This is a genomic window from Eikenella sp. HMSC061C02 (genome assembly GCF_001809035.1).
Classification (GTDB): domain Bacteria; phylum Pseudomonadota; class Gammaproteobacteria; order Burkholderiales; family Neisseriaceae; genus Eikenella; species Eikenella corrodens.
Window position 1 is genome coordinate 90,957 of record NZ_KV795540.1, and the last position, 22,602, is coordinate 113,558.

Annotated in this window: 17 protein-coding genes and 1 riboswitch; of the genes, 8 read left to right on the top strand and 9 right to left on the bottom strand. The window is 53.4% G+C overall.

Going from position 1 to position 22,602, the window contains the following annotated elements; all coding sequences use genetic code 11:
* Nucleotides 1–325 precede the first annotated feature (325 nt).
* From HMPREF2541_RS03930 to HMPREF2541_RS12465, 6 genes are all read left to right on the top strand, one after another.
* On the top strand, nucleotides 326–5,101 hold the full coding sequence (locus tag HMPREF2541_RS03930) for an NAD-glutamate dehydrogenase (protein ID WP_070541806.1): 4,776 nt from the start codon (nucleotides 326–328) through the stop codon (nucleotides 5,099–5,101).
* 11 nt (nucleotides 5,102–5,112) lie between these two features.
* Nucleotides 5,113–5,814: a tRNA (adenosine(37)-N6)-threonylcarbamoyltransferase complex dimerization subunit type 1 TsaB gene (gene tsaB, locus HMPREF2541_RS03935; protein WP_141744194.1), complete on the top strand. Its 702-nt coding sequence runs from the start codon at nucleotides 5,113–5,115 to the stop codon at nucleotides 5,812–5,814.
* The gene (gene rimI / locus HMPREF2541_RS03940) at nucleotides 5,811–6,254 is read left to right on the top strand and encodes a ribosomal protein S18-alanine N-acetyltransferase (RefSeq protein ID WP_070541809.1); all 444 of its coding nucleotides are present in this window, start codon (nucleotides 5,811–5,813) and stop codon (nucleotides 6,252–6,254) included. The genes tsaB and rimI overlap by 4 nt, the downstream gene beginning before the upstream one ends.
* Nucleotides 6,248–7,228 carry a uracil-DNA glycosylase gene (locus HMPREF2541_RS12350; protein ID WP_070541812.1) on the top strand — a complete coding sequence of 327 codons (981 nt, stop codon included), beginning with the start codon at nucleotides 6,248–6,250 and terminating at the stop codon, nucleotides 7,226–7,228. The genes rimI and HMPREF2541_RS12350 overlap by 7 nt, the downstream gene beginning before the upstream one ends.
* A 223-nt stretch (nucleotides 7,229–7,451) precedes the next feature.
* Nucleotides 7,452–7,790, top strand: a complete 339-nt coding sequence (locus HMPREF2541_RS03950) for a hypothetical protein (protein ID WP_023886832.1) — start codon at nucleotides 7,452–7,454, stop codon at nucleotides 7,788–7,790.
* A 548-nt stretch (nucleotides 7,791–8,338) separates the two neighbouring features.
* Nucleotides 8,339–8,680, top strand: a complete 342-nt coding sequence (locus tag HMPREF2541_RS12465) for a hypothetical protein (protein WP_231104012.1) — start codon at nucleotides 8,339–8,341, stop codon at nucleotides 8,678–8,680.
* Nucleotides 8,681–8,864: 184 nt separating this feature from the next.
* On the opposite strand, the gene aroB is transcribed toward HMPREF2541_RS12465, so the two are convergent.
* From aroB to pilM, 7 genes are read right to left on the bottom strand one after another with little or no spacing between them, the layout of a single operon-like run.
* Nucleotides 8,865–9,941, bottom strand: a complete 1,077-nt coding sequence (gene aroB / locus HMPREF2541_RS03960; protein WP_064087008.1) for a 3-dehydroquinate synthase — start codon at nucleotides 9,939–9,941, stop codon at nucleotides 8,865–8,867.
* Nucleotides 9,941–10,495 carry a shikimate kinase gene (locus HMPREF2541_RS03965; RefSeq protein WP_049257861.1) on the bottom strand — a complete coding sequence of 185 codons (555 nt, stop codon included), beginning with the start codon at nucleotides 10,493–10,495 and terminating at the stop codon, nucleotides 9,941–9,943. The genes aroB and HMPREF2541_RS03965 overlap by 1 nt, the downstream gene beginning before the upstream one ends.
* Before the next feature lie 29 nt (nucleotides 10,496–10,524).
* Nucleotides 10,525–12,648, bottom strand: coding sequence for a type IV pilus secretin PilQ (gene pilQ / locus HMPREF2541_RS03970; protein ID WP_003823230.1), 2,124 nt, complete (start codon nucleotides 12,646–12,648; stop codon nucleotides 10,525–10,527).
* A gap of 21 nt (nucleotides 12,649–12,669) precedes the next feature.
* Entirely contained in the window at nucleotides 12,670–13,203 is a 534-nt protein-coding gene (locus HMPREF2541_RS11545) for a pilus assembly protein PilP (RefSeq protein ID WP_049257862.1), read from the bottom strand.
* Between the two features lie 30 nt (nucleotides 13,204–13,233).
* Entirely contained in the window at nucleotides 13,234–13,848 is a 615-nt protein-coding gene (locus HMPREF2541_RS03975) for a type IV pilus inner membrane component PilO (RefSeq protein WP_064087009.1), read from the bottom strand.
* Between the two features lie 15 nt (nucleotides 13,849–13,863).
* The gene (locus HMPREF2541_RS03980; protein ID WP_003823234.1) at nucleotides 13,864–14,553 is read right to left on the bottom strand and encodes a PilN domain-containing protein; all 690 of its coding nucleotides are present in this window, start codon (nucleotides 14,551–14,553) and stop codon (nucleotides 13,864–13,866) included.
* 1 nt (nucleotide 14,554) lies between these two features.
* The gene (gene pilM, locus HMPREF2541_RS03985) at nucleotides 14,555–15,610 is read right to left on the bottom strand and encodes a type IV pilus biogenesis protein PilM (RefSeq protein WP_003823236.1); all 1,056 of its coding nucleotides are present in this window, start codon (nucleotides 15,608–15,610) and stop codon (nucleotides 14,555–14,557) included.
* A gap of 176 nt (nucleotides 15,611–15,786) precedes the next feature.
* On the opposite strand from pilM, the gene HMPREF2541_RS03990 reads away from it, so the two are divergent.
* Both HMPREF2541_RS03990 and HMPREF2541_RS03995 read left to right on the top strand, forming a co-directional pair.
* Nucleotides 15,787–18,153: a penicillin-binding protein 1A gene (locus HMPREF2541_RS03990; RefSeq protein WP_064086495.1), complete on the top strand. Its 2,367-nt coding sequence runs from the start codon at nucleotides 15,787–15,789 to the stop codon at nucleotides 18,151–18,153.
* A 586-nt stretch (nucleotides 18,154–18,739) separates the two neighbouring features.
* Nucleotides 18,740–19,957: an aromatic amino acid transporter gene (locus tag HMPREF2541_RS03995; protein ID WP_064083884.1), complete on the top strand. Its 1,218-nt coding sequence runs from the start codon at nucleotides 18,740–18,742 to the stop codon at nucleotides 19,955–19,957.
* A gap of 134 nt (nucleotides 19,958–20,091) precedes the next feature.
* On the opposite strand, the gene cytX is transcribed toward HMPREF2541_RS03995, so the two are convergent.
* Together cytX and HMPREF2541_RS04005 are read right to left on the bottom strand one after the other, a co-directional pair.
* Nucleotides 20,092–21,303: a putative hydroxymethylpyrimidine transporter CytX gene (cytX, locus tag HMPREF2541_RS04000; RefSeq protein WP_070541815.1), complete on the bottom strand. Its 1,212-nt coding sequence runs from the start codon at nucleotides 21,301–21,303 to the stop codon at nucleotides 20,092–20,094.
* A 163-nt stretch (nucleotides 21,304–21,466) separates the two neighbouring features.
* Nucleotides 21,467–21,561: riboswitch (TPP riboswitch) on the bottom strand.
* A gap of 399 nt (nucleotides 21,562–21,960) precedes the next feature.
* The gene (locus tag HMPREF2541_RS04005) at nucleotides 21,961–22,524 is read right to left on the bottom strand and encodes a hypothetical protein (protein WP_064086493.1); all 564 of its coding nucleotides are present in this window, start codon (nucleotides 22,522–22,524) and stop codon (nucleotides 21,961–21,963) included.
* Between the last annotated feature and the right edge of the window lie 78 nt (nucleotides 22,525–22,602).

A 22,602-nucleotide genomic window follows, 5' to 3' on the forward strand; every position in this document is an offset into this window, starting at 1 on the left:
AAGGTTTTTCCCCACGATGGATTATGATACCCTACGGGCTGCCTCTCCTGTATCTAAGAATACTCAATTTCGCCATAACAGCCTATAAAGAAAAGTGTTTTAGCTATTGCCACACCAACCTCTAAGGCTACCTGAAACCTCTCAGCCACATCCTACTACCACCACCCCGCCACACCCTACCTCAAACGGCATATTTCGCGTATCATTAGCCCGTCTTAATTTTCATTATGATGGGTTAAAACCGGCAAAGAGAAACGCGGCCAAACTGCGTTGCTCAGATTGCAATCCGCCATACCAACCCAAGAAGCTCAAGAGGAGCCCCAGCATGAGCCTGCCGACCCCCGTTTTGCGCCTGCAAGACAGTGCCCGCCAACAGAATTTTGCAGAAGATTTCCTCCCCTTCCTTGCCGGCTATTATCGCCAGGCCGACTTTGCCGACCTAGCCAGCTATAGCGACACCGAACTATTATCTGCCGCCGATTCCCACCGCAAGCTTGCTCAAGAGCCCCGTGCCGCCGGCAAAGCCGTGGTGCGCGTTTCGCCCACTGGTGACACTGTGCAGCAGACGCTGGTGGAAATTGTAGCCGACCACCTCCCCTTCTTGCTCGATTCCCTGTTGATGCTGCTCAACCGTGAGCAGCGTGTGCCTTTGGCCGTATTGCACAGCGCATGGCAGGTAAAACGCAATGCAGACGGCAAAGCTGCCACTCTCGAAGAAGCTGCCAAAGAAAGCAGCGCACAGGAAACATTGGTTGCCGTGTATCTGGAAGGTGGCGAGGCCGCACAAGACCAAAAACTGGCCGAACAAATCCGCAGCCTCTTAGCCGAATTGGGCACAATTGTGGAAAGCGAACACAAACTGCGCGGCCAGCTTTTGCTGGTTAACCAGATGATTCTGAACGAAGGCCGCAGCCAAGATGCGGAGATCGTTTCTTTCCTCAGCTGGCTGGCCGACCGCCATTTCCTCCTGATGGGCTTCTGCGAATACGATTTGGTCAACCATTCCGGCAGCCCGCGCCTGCAGGCCAAAGCCAACACCGCGCAAGGCATTCTCGCCGGTAACAGCAATCTGATTGCCGACGATTTTGCCGCCCTTTCCGATACCGACAAAAAACAATGGCTGCACCACGACCGCCTGCTGCTCAACAAATCGCAGCAGCGTAGCCGCATCCACCGTCCGGCCTATCTTAACCAAGTCAGCATCCAAAAACTCAACGCCAACGGCCAAGTTGTCGGCCAATGGTGTTTCATCGGTCTCTACACCTCCACCGCCTACACAGACAGCATCTGGAACACCCCCGTACTGCGCTGCAAAGCCGAACATGTGCTAAAACACTTTGATTTTGCCGATGGCAGCCATCAAGAGCACAACCTGCGCCACCTGCTGCAAACCTACCCACGCGACGAGCTGTTTGAATCCAGCAACGAAGAACTGACCGAAGCTGCTGCCGGCCTGCTTGCGCTGAGCCAGCGCCCGCGTGTGCGCCTGTTTGCCCGCAGCGATGTATTCAAACGCTACGTTTCCGTGCTGTGCTATTTGCCCAAAGAACAATTCGGCAGCGAACTGTGCCAACACATTGCAGGCTACCTGAAAACCACCCTGGCCGCCGAAAACTGCGAATACGCCGTGCAACTGACCGACGACAACCCGCTCGCCTGCATCCAATTCCTGTGCCGCACCAATGCCGGCAAACTGCCTGCCTTTACCCGCAGCGAGCTGGAACAACACGTCGCCGGCCTGGCAGCTAATGCCGAAACCACCCCGCAGGCTGCCGCACCACAACCTAAAGCCGAACAGAAAAAACAGCCTGAAGCCAAACACAAAGCCAAGGCCAAATCTGCATCTGCCGCCCACGAAGACGACACCGCCTTCTCCGCCGCCTACCGCGAAGCCTTCAGCCCCGACCAGGCCATTACCGACCTCAAACACGCCGAACTCCTCAACGACGACCGCGTGTTGGTTACCGTCTTCTCCGAGCAAGAAAATCCGGCCGCGCCCTACGCGCTGCGCCTCTACACCCCGCAAATCAGCCCATCGCTGTCGCAAACCCTGCCCATTATTGGGAACATGGGGTTCGACGTGCATACCGCTGTGCCATATACCCTGCACACCGAGAACAGCGCCGTCGGCCTGAACCACTTCTCCCTCAAACCCAATGTGCCTGTCCACGCTCAAGCCGATGGCTGCGATGCTTTGGGAAGCGAACTGCCCGCGCTGTTTGCCGAAGTATGGGCAGGCCGTGTGGAAAACGACCGCTTCAACGCCCTCGTGCTCTCCGCCGACATCACCTGGCGTAACAGCGTGCTGCTGCGCGCCATCGCCAAATACCTGAAACAGGCTACCCTGCCGTTCTCGCAAGAGCGCATCGAGCAAACCCTCCTCCGCCACGGCGCCATCGCCGCCAAACTGGTGGAACTGTTTTCCGCCCGCCTGCATCCTGAAGAAGCCGACGATAACCGTGCGCTGATGATTAACAGCGAACTCACCGGCCTCTTGGCCGACGTGCCCTCACTGGACGAAGAACGCATCATCAATGCCTTCCGCTCCGTGATTTTGGCCGTGTGCCGCACCAACTTCTGGCAAACCGATAAAGAAGGCGGCCTGAAATCCGAAATCAGCCTGAAAATCAAATCCAAAGACATCCCCTTCCTGCCCAAGCCGCTCCCGCTGTTTGAAATTTGGGTGTACAGCCCGCGCGTGGAAGGCACCCACCTGCGCGGCAGCAAAGTGGCGCGCGGCGGCCTGCGCTGGTCCGACCGTTTCGACGATTTCCGCACCGAAGTGCTGGGCTTGGTGAAAGCACAAATGGTGAAAAACGCCGTGATCGTGCCCGGTGGCTCCAAAGGCGGTTTCGTGTGCAAACAACTGCCCGATGCCGCTACCGACCACGAAGGCTACCTGAAAGAAGGCATCGCCTGCTATCAGATATTCATCAACGCCCTGCTCGACCTCACCGACAACCGCACCGCCGAAGGCATCGAGCCGCCGCCGCAAGTACACCGCCGTGACGGCGATGATCCCTATTTGGTAGTGGCTGCCGACAAAGGCACCGCCTCCTTCTCCGACACCGCCAACGCCCTCTCCACCGAACACGGCTTCTGGCTGGACGACGCTTTCGCCTCCGGCGGCAGCGCCGGCTACGACCACAAAGGCATGGGCATCACCGCACGCGGTGCGTGGGAATCGGTAAAACGCCATTTCCGCCATTTGGGTAAAGACATCCAAAACGAAGACTTCACCGTAATCGGCATCGGCGACATGGGCGGCGACGTATTCGGCAACGGCATGCTGCTGTCCGAGCATATCCTGCTCAAAGCCGCCTTCAACCACCGCCACATCTTCATCGATCCGAACCCCAGTGCTGCCAAGAGCTTTGAAGAGCGCAAACGCCTGTTCCAAAGCGGCGGCGGTTGGGAAAAATACAGCCGTGCGCAGATTTCGCAGGGTGGCGGCGTGTATGAACGCAGCGCCAAATCCATTGCCATCACGCCCGAAGTGAAAGCCTGGCTCGGCATCGAAGCCGACAACCTCACCCCCAACGAGCTCATCCGCGAGCTGCTCAAAGCCGACGTGGAACTAATCTACAACGGCGGTATCGGCACCTACATCAAAGCCGCTTCCGAAAGCCATGCCGACGTGCGCGATAAAGCCAACGACGAAGTGCGCGTGAACGGCGGCGAAATGCGCGCCAAAGTGTTGGGCGAAGGCGGCAACCTCGGCGCCACCCAGCTGGGCCGTATCGAATACTGGCAAAACGGCGGCCGCTGCTGCACCGACGCCATCGACAACTCCGCCGGTGTAGACTGCTCCGACCACGAAGTAAACATCAAAATCCTGCTCGGCGAAGCTGTGCGCGCCGAACGCCTAACGCTGGAAGAACGCGACGAATTGCTCCGTGATATGACCGGCGAAGTGGCGCAACTGGTGTTGCAAGACAACTATCTGCAAACCCAAGCCCTCTCCGTTGCCCAGCTCAACCCGGCAGGCTACCTGAAAACCGCTGCCTCGCTCATCCGTTATCTGGAAGAAAACGCCAGCCTCGACCGCACTGTGGAATTCCTGCCGGATGAAGCCGAAATCAACCGCCGCGATGAAGCTGGCAAAGGCCTGAGCAACCCGGAAATTGCAGTATTGCTGTCCTACAGCAAAATGCACTGCCAAGACAACCTCTTGGGCAGCGACCTTCCCGACGATCCCAACTTCCTGCCCGCGCTTATCCGCTATTTCCCTGCCCCGCTCCAGCAGCAATACGGCAGCGAAATGCAGCAGCACTATCTGCGGCGCGAAATCATCGCCAACCAGCTGGCTAACCGCGTCATCAACCGCATGGGTATGTACTTCATCCAACGTTGCAGCGAAGAAAACCAAGCTTCCGTGGCCGATGTGGTGCGCGCCTACTGGGTGGCCGACATCCTGCTCGACGGCGAAGCCCGTTTCCAAGCCGTGCAGGCGCTCGACAACCGCCTGCCTGCCGAAGCACAAATGCGCCTGTGCGCCGACATTGCCGACCTTATCGGCCATGTAGCCGGCCAGCTGCTGCGCAGCAAACGCCCCTTCGACAACATCGGCAGCCTCATCAGCCACTATCGCGCTCCTACTACTGAGTTCATGCAGCAACTGCCGGAGCGCATTCAGGCCGAAGAGCACCCCAGTATCGCCGAACGCGAAACCTGGCTCAGTAGCTACGATGTGCTCAGCCAGCAGGATGTGGCCATGCTCGCGCGTCTGCCCTTTGCCGCCAATGTGTTGGCCGTAGTGGATTTGGCCGCCAAAATCGGCAAGCCAATCGCCACCGTTGCCAAGGCCTACTTCATGCTCTCCGAAAAACTGAACATGAGCTGGATCTACCGCGCCATCGCCAAGCTGCCGAGCGACAACCAATGGCAGTCGCAAGCCGGTTTGGCCATGTATGAAGACGCCACCAACATCCATTTGGCGTTCACGCGCGACTTCCTGCAGGCCGGTAGCAACAGCCGTGCTGCCGCCGAAATTGCTGCAGCACGCAGCCAGATTGCCGACATGCAGCACTACGAACCGACCGACTTGTCTATGCTCTCCGCGCTGGTACGCAATCTGTCCAAAATCGTGGCAGCAGACTGAAGCTACATAGCATGAGCCACACCATTTTTGCCGAACAGCCGCTGCTCGCCATCGACACCTCCACCCAGTGGTTGTCGTTGGCGCTGCGGCACAACGGCCATACCAGTCTATTCCATCAGGAGACCGGCAACCGGCAGTCTGAACTCATCCTGCCGCAGATTGCCACCCTGCTGGACGAAGCCGGGCTGACTGTGCGCGAACTGGCCGCCATCACCTATGCCCAAGGCCCGGGCGCATTTACCGGTCTGCGCATCGGCGCCGGTGTGGCACAAGGCTTGGCTGCGCCGTTTGGCATTCCGCTCATTCCCGTGCCCTGCCTCGATGCAGTCGCTTCGCTCTGCCCCGGCCAAGCTGCCGTGCTGGCTGCCACCGACGCGCGCATGGGCGAAGTGTTCTATGCCTGGTTCAACACCCAAACCCAACAACGCCTGAGCGACTACCAAGTGGGCAAAGCTGATGAAATCAGGCTACCTGAAAACCTTTCAGGTAGCCTCAACCCTAGCAGCATCAGCGGCATCGGCAACGCTTTTGCCCTGCCCGAGCCCCCGCCCTTCCCAGGCTGTTCTGATATGCCCACCGCCGAGCACTACTTGGCGCTGGCCGCCTCCGGCCGCTATCCCGCCGTTTCCGCTGCCGAGGCCGAACTGCTCTACGTGCGCAACAAAGTCGCCCTCACCGCAGCCGAACAGGCCGCGCGCAAAGGAGCGGCATGATCATCCGCCTCGCCCGCCCAGGCGACAGCGCTGCCCTGGCCGCGCTCGATGCGCAATGCAATCCCTCCCCTTGGTCGGAAAAGCAATTCGCCGCCTGCATCGGCCATGCCAACGAAACCGTGCTGCTGGCCGAACAAGGCCGCGAGCTGGCCGGGCTCATCGTATGGCAAACCATCCTCGACGAAGCCGAGCTGCATCTCATCGACACCACCCCTGACTACCGCCGCCAAGGCGTGGCCAGCCTGCTGCTTGATCACCTATTCAAACAGGCCGATGCCAAAAAAATCCGCCGCATCTTCCTCGAAGTGCGCCACAGCAACCGCGCCGCCATCGCCCTGTATCAACAACACGGCTTCATCCCCTGCGGCAGCCGCCCCGGCTACTACCCCTGCCCGGACGGCAGCCGTGAAGATGCCCTGCTGATGGAGAAACCATGCTGAACAGCCGCTATCCCCGCCTGCACGAAGCCCTCGGCCTCGGCCCCATGTGGCTCAAACGCAGCGCCCGCATTGCCGAAAACACCCGCCCCGAATCGCAAAGGCTACCTGAAAACAGACAAAGCGAACCCCGCCCAAGCGGGCACAACGCGCTTCAACCCAACCTGCCCCACTCCATCACCCCCGCAGCCCAACCTAGGCTACCTGAAAGTGAACGAGGTGAACTTCGTCAAATCGAGGCCGGCGGACTTCAGCAACATCCAAACCGCACCCCTGCGCCCAACCAAGCTGCCGCCCGTCCCGTGCCGCCCCCGCAAGGTCACCGTGCCGACGTGCTGGCCGCCATCGCCGCCCCCCAGCCTTTCCAGCCCGCCCCCGCGCCGGCCGAAAACGAAAGCGACCCGCTCGCCGCCGTGCAACGGCTGTGGGCGGTACTGCCCCACACCGCCTTCGCCAGTCCCGAAGAATTGCAACGGCAGGCCGCCGCCTGTGCCGCCTGTTCCCTGCACAGCCAGCGCAAACAAGCCCTCAGCAGCTACGGCGCCATGCCCGCCCGCCTCATGGTGATCAGCCTCAACCCCGCCCCCAGCGACGACGAAGCCGGTCGGCTCATCAGCGGGCGGCACGGCCGCTTGCTCGACAACATGCTCGCCGCCATCGGCTTGGCGCCCGAACAAGTTTTCCGCACCGCCTGGCTGCGCTGCACACCGCGCATCGCCCTCAAAACCACCCCCGAAGAACAGGTGCGCTGCGCCGCCTTTATCCGCCAAGAATTCACCTGGGTGCAACCCCAAGCCGTTCTCCTGCTCGGCAACAGCTTCTACGACCCCGCCCGCCGCTGGCTGCTCGAACAACTCATCGGCCACACCCCGACCTTCACCGTCCCCCACCCCGCCATCCTTCTACGCCAGCCCGAACTCAAAGCCCAAGCCTGGCACACCCTCAAACAGCTCAAAGCCGCCTTGACCAAAGCCTGAGTAAGCCGCACAATATTTTTTCAGGTAGCCTTTCCCAGCAGGCTACCTGAAAATTTTTCGATTCAACACAAACAAACTCAGCCGCACTCGCCAATGTTATACCCTACCCCGTTACGTTATACTGAATTATAAATTCATATAAATCAACAAATTACTTGCAACCGACATCTGTTTCCGCTATCATTACCCCATCTATAAACACACCCTTATGAAAGGAAACAAAATGAGCAACTGCCATACCCATGCCAACCACCAACACGTTCACGGCGAAGGCTGCGGCCATACCGCGATCAAACACGGCGACCACATCGACTACATCCATGACGGCCACCTGCACCACGAGCACAACGGCCACTACGACGAGCACAGCCTCGATGTAAACGCCACCAACCCCGACGGCTGCCACCCCGTGCAAACCTGTGCCGGCCATGTTCACGGCGAAGGCTGTGGCCACGAAGCCGTACCGCACGGCGATCACATCGACTACATCGTAAACGGCCGTCTGCACCACCAACACGGCGACCACTGCGACGACCACGGCCCGGTGGAAATTGTTAAGTAAGTGGAATAATATTTTCAGGTAGCCTTCCCACCACAGAAGGCTACCTGAAAATTTTTCCAACATAGCAAACACCAAACCATCATACAACAAACCTACCGCCTCCTCACCTTCTTCTCCCTTTCCCTGCTCATTCCCTGGCTGTTGTGGTTCACCGCCGCCTATATCAGCCATCATCAGTCTTCAAAAACTATGCTATACATACAAACCGGTTTAAGCATAATCGGGCTGGTATCGCCAATGTTGCTGGCGCTATGGCTGCTGCGAAGCAATCCCGGCTTGCGTTCCGATGCTGCCAACCGGCTGCTGAAGCTGGGCGGTTTTCCCAAATGCTATCTGCTGTGCACCCTTCTGCTCCTACCATTTACCTTGATATTGGCACAATTTATCTCCCTGCTGTTTGGCACAGCATGGCGTAATTCCACATCTCCGGCAACCCCTCATTTAGCTCAGCTATGGTCTCGCCGTGGTTCCTCCTCATTTCTGCAGCCATCATTGAAGAACTGGCCTGGCACAGCTATGGCACCGATGCATTATTGAGCTGATTCAGTATGTTCACCGCCTCCATGATCTTTACCGTATATTGGGCGCTGTGGCATCTGCCGCTGGCCTTTATTCAGGGCTACTACCACAGCCAAGTAGTAGCTGAAGGCGCACTATATACCGCTAATTTTGTGTTCAGCATGATTGTATTCGTGTTGCTTTCCAACTGGCTGTATTTGAAAAGCGGCTGCAGTATCCTGATTGCCGTGTTGTTCCACCTATCTGCCAACCTCGGCAACGAAATTTTCGCCACCCATCCCGATAGCAAAATCATCCAAACCGGCCTTCTGCTCATATTCATTTTCTGGATCATTATCAAAGACAAAGCCTTATTTTTTAGCAAACCTTAAACTTAAACCATGCCCAATAGCCAAAATAATTTTCAGGTAGCCTGCTGCATAAGAGGCTACCTGAAAGTAAGATTTCCACAAAAAGGCGAGTTTCTGCAAAACTAAGATTTTTATTCCCAATATGGCATCGACCTGTATTGCTGTATCAACTTGATCAATTAGCCAACCAGCTTGCAACGGGCAATCAGATGCTTTGTAGCAAGGCTGCCATGTCTTCACGGCTGAAGCCAGCTTCCACTGCGGCTAGGCCAAGCTGTTTAAGAATAACAAGATGGATTTGGCCGGCTTGATTTTTTTTGTCGTGCTGCATGTGGGCAAGCCAGGTATCGACCGCAAACTCTGGCGGTGCAACGGGCAATCGTGCGGCTTGCAGCAGGCGGATGATGCGTTCGGTGTCGGCGGTTTTCAGGTAGCCTTTGCGCTCGGACAGGCGGGCGGCGAGCACCATACCGGCGGCTACAGCTTCACCGTGCAGCCAGTTGCCGTAGCCCATTTGGGTTTCGATGGCATGGCCGAAGGTGTGGCCGAGGTTAAGGAGGGCGCGGATGCCCTGCTCTTTTTCGTCCTGCTCAACGATGTGTGCCTTCATTTGGCAGCAGTGGCGGATAGTATCGGCGAGAGCGGTTTGCTCTTGCTGCATAATGCTGGACATGGTTTGTTCGAGCCTAGCGAGAAAATCAATGTCGCCGAGCAAGGCGTATTTGATGACTTCGGCAAGCCCCGCGGAAAATTCACGCGGAGGAAGGGTTTGCAGAGTAGCAGTATCGGCAATGACGACTTGGGGCTGGTAAAACGCGCCGATCATGTTTTTGCCGAGTGGATGGTTGATACCGGTTTTCCCCCCCACGGATGAATCGACTTGGCTGAGCAGGGTGGTGGGAATTTGAATGAAGGGGATGCCACGCTGATAGGTGGCGGCAGCAAAGCCGGCAAGATCGCCGATTACGCCACCGCCGAGAGCAAGGATGGTGGTGCGTCGATCGGCATGATGCTGCAACAGGCCAGTGTAGATTTGCTGGAGAGATTTATTATTTTTGTATTGTTCGCCGTCGGGCAGGATGATGTCGCAAACGCTAATGCCGAGTTGTTGGCAGGCTACTTGAACGGGATTAAGGTAAAGCGGGGCAACAGTTTGATTACTGATGATAACGGCTTTACCACTGATATGCGGGCGGATATGTTCGGCTAAATTATCGAGCAAGCGAGAGCCAATGTAGATAGGATAGCTGTGGCCGGGGGTATGGACGTGCAGGGTTTGCATTATCGGTTTTCTTGGCTATGTTGATGTTGTTGAATCAGCTGCAATAGCTGCTTGGTAATTTGCGGGCAGGAGTGCTGCGGCGGAATATTAAACACGAGATGGGCTGTTTCGCGGTAAAGCGGATCGCGCTGTTGGTAGAGTGTTTGCAGCTTATCGAGTGGATTAGCTACCTGAAGCAAAGGACGGTTCTTATCATATTGGATGCGCCGGTATAGGATTTCAGGGGTTGCATGCAGATAGATCACCGTGCCTCGGGTATGCAAACAATGGCGATTATCGGGAGACAAGACAGCTCCTCCACCGGTAGCGAGGATAATGGGATGTCGACGGGTCAGTTCGTCAATAATGGCAGCTTCGCGCTTGCGAAAACCACCCTCCCCTTCCAGCTCGAAAATAGTGGCGATAGAAACGCCGGTGCGTTGGCAAATCAGTTGGTCGCTATCAATAAAATCGCGTTGTAACAACGCTGCCAACTGCTTGCCATGAGTGGTTTTGCCCGCACCCATCAATCCGATAAAAAAAATATTGCCTGCCATGGTATCCATGGCAGGCATTGTAACCGAATCAATCGGCAAAGTGTGGCTTAGTAGCGCAGAACGTTACCTTCACTGCCCATGATACGCGGGGTGATGAAGATCAGCAATTCGTTTTTGCTGTTATTACGTCTAGTACCACGGAACAAGTTGCCAACAACCGGAATATCACCCAGCAGCGGTACCTTATATTGGGAATTAGAGTTCTCTTCCTCATAGATACCACCCAAGATGATGGTACCACCATCCTCCACCATCGCACGGGTAACCAGCTCTTTAGTGTTAATACACGGAGTACCCAGTACGCTACAGTTTTCATCCACTGAGTCTTTATTCAGCTTGATATCCATAATCACGTTACCATCAGGCGTGATTTGCGGGGTAACAGTCAACCCTAACACCGCTTCTTTGAAGCTGGTACTAGTAGCACCACTGGAAGAAGCTTCTTGGTAAGGAATCTCGCGACCAGCCTTGATGGTGGCTTCTTTGCGGTCTTGAGTCAGCACGCGCGGGCTAGAAATAATCTTACCGCGGTTTTGTTCCTGCATAGCGGTTAACTCTAATCCCAAAGCACCAGAAGATAATGCCCGAACTATAGTGATAGAAGAGGTTGCTGATATAGCCGGTAAGTTCACGTTCGGTGCAATAGAGAACGTATTCCCGTTAGCGCCACCGCTACCTAAGCCACTACCAATTCTAGTTGAGCCAGAAGTTTTGTTGTAACCAAACTTCACCCCCAAGGCACGGGAGAAACCATCATTAGCTTCAACAATTCGAGCCTCAATCATCACTTGGCGAGCAGGAACGTCCAATTGTTCAATTAATCGTTCAAACTCTTTAATAACATTCTGATTATCCTTAATAATCAATGTGTTTGTAGCTGGATCAATTACAGCTGACCCCCGACTACTCAACAAAGTATTATTATTGTTGCCACTACCACCTGAACTACCCGTATCACTAATATTCAAAATTTTACGGAATTCATTGACATCTTTGTATTTCAACTGGAACGTACGAGATACTAAAGGACCGAGTTCTTCAATACGCTTAGCATTTTCCAGAGTCTCAACATCAATTTTACGGAACTCTTCCGCCGGAGCAACACGGATAATATTACCGTTACGACGCGATTCTAACCCTCGTGACTGCATTACCAGATCTAGGGCCTGATCCCAAGGCACATCTTTTAATGATAAGGTCATTTTGCCAGAAACACTGTCACTGGCCACAATATTCATATTAGATTCTTTAGCTAAGATCTGCAGAATAGTACGCACATCTACGTCTTGGAAGTCTAAAGAAACACGTTTACCGGTAAAATTACGGTTGCGATTACGGTTAATACCATCTTCAGCTACTGTAGATTTAGGAGAAACTGTAATAGTATACCTACCAGCAGATTGGTTAACTTTGTGCTCCCAGCCACCCTGATTTTTGATAGTAATCTCTGTATCGTTACCCAAGCGGCGCAAGCTGATGGTGCGAACTGGGGTACTGAAATCAGTTACATCCAAATTGCGCTGCGCAGCAATCGGCAGTTGGTTATTTTTCAGTAAAATAACCAAGTTATTAGCACGCTGTTTAACTTCAGGAGTACCGCGATAGCCAGCAGTATTAATTTCAATCACACCGGAATTATTTGCACTTTTGTGGAAATCAACAGCTACATTTGCAGTATTACTACCAAGAGCATTTTGACCTGCAGTAGCCCTGCTCTCAGTTACGCCAAGAGACTCTTGTTGGATTTGGTTGCTAGGAGCTGTGGCTCTTACAGCCGAAGAGGATGCCTGACCTGTCTCGTTCAAATAAATCCAAACTTCATTACCTCTGATTTCAGCATTATATTGCCCAGGTCTATTCAAATTGAGCAAAACACGAGTCTTACTACTATCCTGAGCAACCGCGATTTGGCTAAGCAATGAGTCGTTATATTGAAGTACTGGCTGACTAAGGCTGACACCAGTATTCGGGAAATCCAAAGCAATACGAGCAGGTGTAGTAGTAATAAAACCGCTAGGTTTCAGCATATCGCGATCAAAACGAATTTTGATCACTTTTTGATTATTCGGCAAAGCAGAAACATTAATATCTGTAATATTACCAGCCAGTACGCCTTGCATGGCTAAGCTCATACCTAAAGCGGTTAGATATTGCAGTTTTTTGATTTTCATAGCGTAAATCCCTTGGTAAGTTTAATTAGATTTTGATTGGTTAGAAGCGTCTGAAGTATTTAACTCCAACTCCGCTGTTCGACGTTGCCATGCACCATAGCTGTCTTCAGTTACTTCCGATAAGATCAACTTATCCGGAGTAATAGCTGTAATTTGCCCATAGTTTTGGCCAAGATAATTGCCAACGCGTACTGTGTAGGTATGCCCACCAGCTTCAACGAAGGCAGAAATCTGACCACCTCGTTTAATGGAACCCACATAACGCAAGCTTTCTAAACTAAAGTTCTCCAGAATTTCTTTCGGCCTATCCGGGTTCGGAGCATTAATACCTGATTGTTGGTTCACACGCAGCCGTTTAGGATCAAATATATTCAATCCATTAATTACAGGGTCTACATACTCAGGAGACTTTGAAATAGTCGGTATCTGTGGTTGGCGCACCTTACTTCTTGCTTCTGCCTGGGCATTATCCATCCACTGCTGTAAATCACCCTCTGTCAAAGAACAGGCTGTCAGCAAAAGAACTGCTGAACACCATAGTATATTTTTCTTCATTATAAAATCCTTTATAAAGAACCAGTCTTATCATTCAGCTTGTGATGCAGCTGAAGCAGCAACTACTTCACTCTGAGCCAACGCCTTATAAGTATTCGCATTAGCAGTTAAGGTGAGAGTGCCATTACTATCTTTTGCATCTGCAGGAACAAGATTGATCTTATCTAAGGTTACGATACGGGACAGACGACCTACATCTCGTATAAATTGTGCAATTTGCTCATAATTTCCTGAAATGGAAATTTCATAAGGCAATTGTTGTACGTTATCCAGATCTACTGGTGGCAGAGGCTTCACGCTATTCATACGCATACTGTTTTTAGCACCAGCTTGGTGCAGCTCCTGAATCAAATTTGGGATTTCTGCATCCGTTGGCAGCTGTTTTAATAGTACATTAAATGCAGTACGAATTTTCTCCAACTCATCCTTCAAAACCGGCAGATTAGCGGCTTGATCCGCTTTACTCTGATAGTCCTGCTTCAATTGTTCTTCTTTTTGCTGCAAAGCTTCGAACTCTTCCCATTGCCCTTTAAACACAGCAAAGTAGCCTGCAACCAAAAGGAGAAGAACAATAACGATACCAGCACCAAGCTGAACTAACTTGTTCTGTTTATATAAGGTATTAAGATCAATTTTTTGTGCCATGATTTCATCCTTCCATTAATTCGCGGGGGAGGAAGTGGCTGTAGCAGATGACGCAGGTGCTACAGGCGTATTGGGTACTGATGCAGAAATATTGCCAGTAGCAGAAGCAGACTCTGACGGCATTACAACAGGAGCAATATTTGCAGAATCACTACTCATCGGCACAGAGGCAGAAACAGCTACAGTTAATTCAAACTCTTGTACCGACTCTACTTTATTGATGCTATCCAATGAAGGCTGACCAAACACATTGGTACTTGGAATCACGCGCATAAAATCAGCAATTTTGCTATCACTAGTAGCCTTACCAGACAGAGTATAAGTGCTGACATCTTTTGCCTTAATTCCTGTTAGATAGACACCTTCAGGTGCAACGGTATTCAAGGAGTCAATCATCCTAGCTGCTTCAAAACGTTTATTTTCCAGCTCTTCCACTTTTGCTTTTCGAGCTAAGAAGTCCCGTTTTTCAGCCTCCAAGGTTTCCACCTCTTTGATCTGGATATCCAGTTGCGCAATACCATCAGTTAATTGCTGATTGCGAGACTCTTGGTTCAGAATCATGCCACTAAGTGACACATAAGTCAGCACCAGCAAACCAACACCAACCAAACCAGAGAACACCATCAGCCTGGTAAACTGTGCTTTTTTCTGTTTATCCTGCTCCTCACGATAGGGGAGCATATTTAGTTGAATTAATGGAATCATTTTACAATCCTCTTACAGCCAATCCAAATGCAACGGTCAGTTGCCCGGATTCTAAATTGAATTTCGAAGTTTCGGCTTGTTTACCACCTTGCGTACTGGCAATAGGCTCCACTTGTTGAGTAGAAATATTGGTTTGAGCGTACACGCTTTTTGCAAGACCGAAAGGCTGCATAAACGGACATCCAGAAATTAAGATGTGCTTAACACTGTCTTGGTAATCACTGCTAACCGTGGTGTAATAGAATTGCAGAACCCTTTGAATTTCTTGAGTAAGCTGGCTATTAAAGTGATCGGCCACAGCACCTTGAAAATCTGCAGGCTTATTGCTTTTGAAACGCATACTCCATGCATCATCCTCACTCAATTTATATTGGCGTTGGATGTTATGAGTTAGCTGTTTGTTACCAAAATTGGTTTCTTGTTTATATACAATATTGCCATTTTGGAGAATTAAAGCTTTAGTCTGATCTTCATCTACATGGAAGATAGCCAGTTTTTGATGCTCCAAATCGGGAGCGAATTGATCAATCCATACAGAGAACGCGTTTACAACAGCAAAAGTATCCACATCCAACTGCGATAATGGAATATCAGCATCTGCGAACAAATCTGTGCGCAGATCCACATCATCACGTTTAGCAGCAGCCATTACAATTTCCTGTACATTGCCGTTTTGCAATTCGGCAGTAACTTGGAAATCATAGCTCAGATTATCAGAACCGATGGTTTGACTGGCTTCCAGCTCAACGAACTCGTCTACCGGCAAATCAGAACTACGGGCATCATAAGTAATCGTTTGTATGTTAGTTAAAGCCTGTGGTAAAGCTGCTGTTACATTCTTGCAACTACTACCAAGCTGTTGGTAAGCTTGTTGTAAATATGACACGAGTTGGTCATGATCTTCGATGTTGCCGTTTATAATAACGCCTTTAGGTAGAGGCTGGATGGCGTAATTTTCCAACCGAAGATTACCCGGAACACTGCCGGCAAGATGTACCATATTAATGGCAGTTGGCGTAATATCCACGCCCAAGCAGCCTTTGCTGCCAAAAGACATTTTTGTCTTTTGTTTTGATTTTCTTGGTTTTTTTGATATTCGCATCTTTAAGCCTCCCTTTAAAAGACCGGTTGAATGGTCACAGGTAAATTTATATCAGGTTTTGCGTTTTCTTGCATAAATTAAGGTATAGTTTACTTTAGTCAAAGTACTTATTGATAGAAAAATTTGTAACTATGTTTAGAAAAATATTTAAAACTGTCTTTGGATTACTGTTGGGGCTGGCCTTATTCGGCATCGGACTGCTGGCTATTGCAGTTTTGGTAACTTATCCAAAACTCCCCAGCTTAGAGACGGTAACTAATTATCAACCCAGGATGCCGCTGACCATTTATTCATCAGACGGCAAACTCATCGGTATGTATGGCGAAGAGCGTCGCGCGTTTACCAAAATTGACGAATTTCCGCCGGTATTAATCAATGCCGTTATTGCCGCAGAAGATAAACGCTTCTACCAACACTGGGGGGTAGACGTTACTGGCGTGGCTCGTGCTCTGATTGGCAACTTCCGTGCCGGCGGTGTGCAATCTGGCGCCAGTACCATTACCCAACAGGTAGCCCGCAACTTTTACCTCACCAACGAGCGCAGCTACCGCCGTAAATTCAATGAGGCATTATTGGCCTACAAAATTGAGCAATCGCTAAGCAAACAACAGATTTTGGAGCTATATTTCAACCAAATCTACTTGGGCCAGCGCGCCTACGGCTTTGCTGCCGCTTCGCAGATTTACTTCAATAAGCCAGTTAAAGAGCTGACTTTGGCCGAAGCCACCATCCTGGCCGGCCTACCTAAAGCGCCCTCTTCTTTCAACCCGATCGTGAACCCCGAACGTGCCCGTTTGCGCCAGCGTTATATTCTCAATAACATGGTTGAAGAAAAGATGATTACGCCTGCCGAACGTGACCAAGCGCTGGCTGAAGAATTGCATTACCGACGCCAACAGGTAGAGATTGACCAAAACTCTCTATATGTAGCTGAAATGGTTCGCCAAGAAATGTACGACCGATACGGCGAAGATGCCTATACTCAAGGCTTCCGTGTGTATACCACCGTTAGCTCAGAAAGCCAAAGAGTGGCCACCCTAGCCCTACGTCGTGCCCTGAAAGGATTCGGACTGGGTGCTTATCGTGGTGCAGAAGCCTTTATCGATTTAAAAACGATAGAAGCCGATGCCTTAGATGAAAACTTGGATCAATATCTAGATACGGTTTACACCGTAGACGGCCTACAACCGGCCGTGGTGTTGCAGGCCAGCCGCTCTTCGATTGAAGCCTACACACAAGGCGGCAACCGCATCAAAATCAGCGGCAACGCTCTCAACTATGTAGCGCGTACTATCAACAATGGCAAAGACAATGCCATCCGCCCCGGTGCGGTTATCCGCGTGCGCAAACTTGATCGTGGTTGGCAGATCAGCCAAATGCCCGAGCTGCAAGGCGCATTTGTGGCATTAGACAGCAAAACCGGCGCTATCCGCGCCTTGGTGGGCGGTTTCGACTTCCATAGTAAGAGCTTCAACCGTGCCACTCAAGCAGAACGCCAGCCCGGGTCTACCTTCAAGCCCTTCGTGTACTCCGCTGCCTTGGCTAAAGGCATGACTGCCGCCACCACCATCAACGATGCCCCGATCGAATTGCCCGGCATGGGTAGCGGCGGCCGTCCGTGGCGCCCGAAAAACTCCGATGGCCGCTACTCCGGCTTCATCACCCTGCGCCAGGCGCTTACTGCATCTAAAAATATGGTTTCCATCCGTATCGTGATGGCACTAGGTGTGCACGAAGTGCATCAATACGTACAGCGTTTCGGCTTTAATGCCCGCCAGATTCCCGATTCACTGTCTATGGCCTTGGGCAGTGGCGTAACCACCCCGCTGCAAATGGCGCAGGCCTATGCCGTATTTGCTAACGGCGGCTATAAAGTATCGCCCTATGTGATTGACCGGATTGAAGATAATCAAGGCCGTTTGCGTGCCCAAATGAAACCCTTGGTGGCCGGTGAAAGCGCGCCGCAGGTTATCGATCCACGCAACGCCTACATCATGTACACCATCATGCAAGACGTGGTGCGCCGAGGCACCGGTGCCCGTGCCAACGCGCTGGGTCGACGCGATATTGCCGGTAAAACAGGTACCACCAACGAAAACAAAGACGCCTGGTTTGCCGGTTTCAATCCCGACTTGGTGGGCGTGGTGTATATCGGTTTCGACAAACCGCGCAGCATGGGCCGCGCCGGTTTCGGCGGCACGATTGCCTTGCCGGTGTGGGTGGAATACATGCGCTATGCGCTCCAAGGCGTGCCGCAAAAAGGCATGCCGATGCCAGCGAAGATTGTCCGCAATGGCGGCGAATACTTCCTGCAAGAGCAGCAGAGCACCAGCCCGCGCCTGGCTATCGACAACCGTGGCGCCACTCCTGATGCTGAAGATATCCAAGCCGCAGGCGGCGATCCGGTGATTCCGGAAGAAACCGCGGTAGAGCCGGTACCGCCGCAAAACGGCGGTGGTGGTGCAGCACCCTCGCCAGAGATTGACGCCCTGTTCTAAACCAATCTCTCTGCCTGATTGAAAAGGCTACCTGAAAACCCTATCCGGCATTTTCAGGTAGCCTTTTTCTCTAGTCGAAATATATGCGGCATCACCAAGCCAATCACAGTTGCCGCGTGGGTAGCAAGTTACTTGTTGCGCACCACAGGCTACCTGAAAACATAAGGCTTCAACCAAGTTCCAACGAGCTTTGCCCGTTCCCGCAAAGCTAACAATTTATTTTCAGGTAGCCTCTGGCTCAAACAGTATAATCTGCCCGCCAGACACCATCCAAGCAACAACATGACAACAAAACCGCATATTAAAAACTAAACGCCATTAAATAAGCAATAACGTGAGAATATGCCAAAACCTCGGCGCACAAAAATCGCAAACCATATAGTCAAGCCAAGCCCCTGCCCTGTATAATTCCGCCTCCGGCCGCTGCAGATTTGGGCGGCCGTTTTATTTTCCTGCCCCAGGGTGTGGCGGAAGCAATGATTTGTTCCTACAGGGCGGTGAGCCACAGACAGCAAGGCAAGCCAACGCAGTAGGAAGCAATGCAGTGCTTTAACCATACCGAAAACCACTCCATACCCACATCACCATGAATCAAAAACCCTCCGTACTCGGCGGCGCCATGATTATCGCCGGCACTGTAATCGGCGCCGGTATGCTCGCCAACCCCACCGCCACTGCCGGCATCTGGTTTATCGGCTCGCTCATCGTGCTGCTCTACACCTGGTTTTCCATGCTCTCCAGTGGCCTGATGATTCTCGAAGCCACCACCCACTACCCGCCCGGCGCCAACTTCGACACCATCGTTAAAGACCTGCTCGGCCGCGGCTGGAGCATCATCACCGGTCTCTCCGTGGCCTTTGTGCTCTATCTGCTCACCTATGCCTACATCTTCACCGGTGGCAACCTTACCGCCCAAGCCCTCCAAGCGCCGCTATGGGTGGGGCAGATCGTGTTTGCCCTCATCTTCGCCGGTTGCGTATGGTGGTCCACCTTTTGGGTAGACCGCGGCACCACCATTCTCATCGGCGGCATGATTATGACCTTCCTCTGGGCCAACGGCGGCCTGCTCCTTTCCGCCCAGCCCGCCGTATTGTTCGATACCGCCGACAGCGGAAACGGCAGCTACTGGATCTACCTCGGCACCGCCCTGCCCGTCTGCCTCGCCTCCTTCGGCTTCCACGGCAACGTGTCCGGCCTGTTCGACTACTTCCGGGGCGACGCCAAAAAAGTGGCCCGCTCGCTCTGGCTCGGCACCTTGGTGGCGCTGGTGATCTACGCCCTCTGGCAGTTCGCCGTGCAAGGCAACCTGCCGCGTAGCCAGTTCGGCCCCGTGATTGCCGCGCAAGACAACGTGGCCGCCCTGCTCGCCGCCCTCTCCCAAGTGGCCGGCAGCGGGCTGGTGCGCGTGCTCTCCCTGTTTTCCTACATGGCCATCGCCTCCTCCTTCCTCGGCGTAACCCTCGGCCTGCTCGACTACCTCACCGACCTGTTCGGCTTCGGTACCAGCCGCGCCGGCCGCAGCAAAGCCGCCGCCCTCACCTTCCTGCCTCCGCTCGTTGCCTGCCTGCTGTTCCCCACCGGCTTCGTGCTCGCCATCAGCTACGTCGGCTTCGCCGCCACCGTATGGACGGCATTCGTGCCCGCCCTGCTGCTCTACGCCTGCCGCAAAAAATTCGGCGAAGGCAAAGGCTACCGCGTATATGGCGGGAAATGGCTGATGGCTTGGGTGTTCCTCTTCGGCCTGGCCAACGTGGCCGCCCAAATCCTCAGCCGAGCCAATATCCTGCCCGTGTTTAACGGCTGATACCCGCCAAAAATTTCAGGTAGCCTTCGGATAGCGGCTACCTGAAAAATGGTGGGGAACAGACTTTCCTCCATCTACAACAAAACGAAAGGCTACCTGAATTTTTTCAGGTAGCCTTTTGCTCTTGGTTCTACTCAACTTTCGTGCACTGCCGCCCCGTCCGACGCCGGCAGCAACTTACGCACCAGCAGCGTCAGCGCAAACGTGGCCGCAATCACCGGCAGCGTAGTGCCCAGCGGCGGCTGCCATTGCAGCATCAGGCGGTAGAACACAAAGCCCGCCAGCCACAAGGCCAGGCTCACCCAATCCACTTCCCCCGAAGCCGGCTTGCGTTTCAGCACAAAATAATCCGCAATCTGCACCGCAATCATCGGCGCAAACACCGAGCCGATAAAATACAGAAATCCTTCAAAACGGCTCACATCAAACACCAGCGCCAGCAGCGTGCCCAGCAGCGTAACCACCGCCGCCACCGCCACTTCACCAAAGCGGCTGCTGATGCTGTGGAAGCTCACCCCGGCCGAATACGCATCCAAAAACGTCGTGCTCACCGTAGACAACACCACCACCAAAATCCCAGCCGCGCCCAGCCCGGCATATTGCAGCATCGGCGCGATTTCGCTCTGGCCGGCAAACAGTGCCGCCGCCAGCCCGATAGCATACATCCACGAGCTGGTGCAGAAATAAGCCAGCGTAGCCGAGAGCGTGGCCGCCCGCGCCTTGGCTGCGCGGCGGGTGTAGTCCGACACCAGCGGCAGCCACGACAGCGGCATCACCGCCGCCAGCTCCACCGCCAGCCCGAAACTCATCGCCTCCGCATCTGCCTGCCCGGCTGCCGCCGGTTCGCCGGAGGCTACCTGAACACTCAGCCACAGCGTTAACGCAAATAGCGTGCCCATCGACACAAAATTGATTTTGCTGAAATTCCGCATTCCAATACGCAGCCACAGCAAAATCAGCACACCGATAATCACGCTCCACCCTATCTGTGCGGCGCTCCAGCCCGCCGTGAGCGCCGCCGCAGCCTGCGCCCCGGTGAAAATCATAATCGCCGTCCAGCCCACCAGCTGCACCACGTTGGCCGCCGAAAACAGCAGCGAGCCGCGACGGCCGAAGGAAAGCTGTACCGTTTCCATCGCACTGCGCCCCGTTTGCGCCCCAATCAGCCCGGCCAGATAAAACAGCACCCCGCCGATCACATGACCAATAGCCACTGCCAAAAGGCCCATGCGCCAACCCAATGGCGCAAACAGCATGCCGGTGAGAATTTCCGCCACCGACACCGCCGCCCCAAACCAAATCACCGCCGAAGCGGTAACCGAAAGTTTATCTGCCTGCTGTTCCATCAAACTGTTTCCTCTATATTGTGAAAAACTATTCCACCGAGCCGCGTATCAAATGCGCACAAAAAAGCCCGGCACACCAAGCCGGGGGAGCAGAGCAAAGCAGAGAAGACACCCATCCGTTCCGGATGGGGCAAAGCAACCCGAACAGCACCCGCCGCCCGCATTCCTCTGCCTGATAGTTCCCTACGCCGGTGCTAACCGGATCAGGTACAACGGGTATCCTCTCAGCCGCCCAAAGCAGCACCCCGACTAATTGGACGCGATTATACCCAGCCCGCCCGTTTTTTCAAACTGCGGCAGCAAAAGCAGCCGACACGCCAAATGGTTGAATGATTCCAACGGCAAAAATGTTTCTACACCCAGTCGTTGCGCTTCCGCACACCTGCAAATCCAAACGGGAAGCATGATAACGAAACGGAGTAATCGGGGCAGATTGCTGTTTGGCTTTAGAACTGTCGAGAAGCAGCCCATATGTTTTCAGGTAGCCCCTTTCCCCCACAGGCTACCTGAAAAACTTCAGTCAACTCTTACCTCATCACCGTAGTTCAACTTTGCCACACCAGACAGTTCCCTGCCTGCTAAGAATGCGGCAGCATTCAGCTTAGAAGCTAGCTGAAAGAGGATATAGTGAGCTTTCAGGTAGCCTTTTGCATACTCCTAACGACGGCCGCAAGGATGCTGGCGAGCCCTGCCCGGCCGCGTATCGCACAGCGACATGCCGCGCAGACGGCGTGCCGCATCGGTCAGTTCCTCCCGGCTCGGCAAGTGGCGGAAAGCGTATTGCGCCACATAAAGCGCACGTTCGCCCCGGATCGCTTTTATCCAAGTATATTCCGGCCTGCCGCTTTGCGGGTTGCGTTCGCAGGTCATTTGCCAAAAAGCGAAGGGATAGCCGTTTTCCTGCCCTTCGCTCAGATTGATTGTGTTGCCTCCCGGGCAGGCGCTCCGCCAGCTGTCCGACACCGCGCGGCGGAAATCGCTTACCGATTGGGCGTTGCCGGCGAAGGTTTGCAGGGTAACCATCCGCTCCCAGTTCTGCACCGTTTGCCCTCTCGGCACCAGCTCCACAATCGTCTGCCCGCCTTGCGAAGCCCGATACCCGATTTCAAAACCTACCGGCGGCGTGCTGAAATAAACGATTTCTTCACCGCGCTGGGCAGGCTTGGCCAGAGCCACCACGGGCAACAGCACCAATATGGCCGGCCATATGTTTAGTTTCATGTTTTCGTCCTTTTATTGGAGTGTGGATAGATCCAACCAGATAGCTGCGGGCAACGCACAATGTTTCCAAAATCTGCT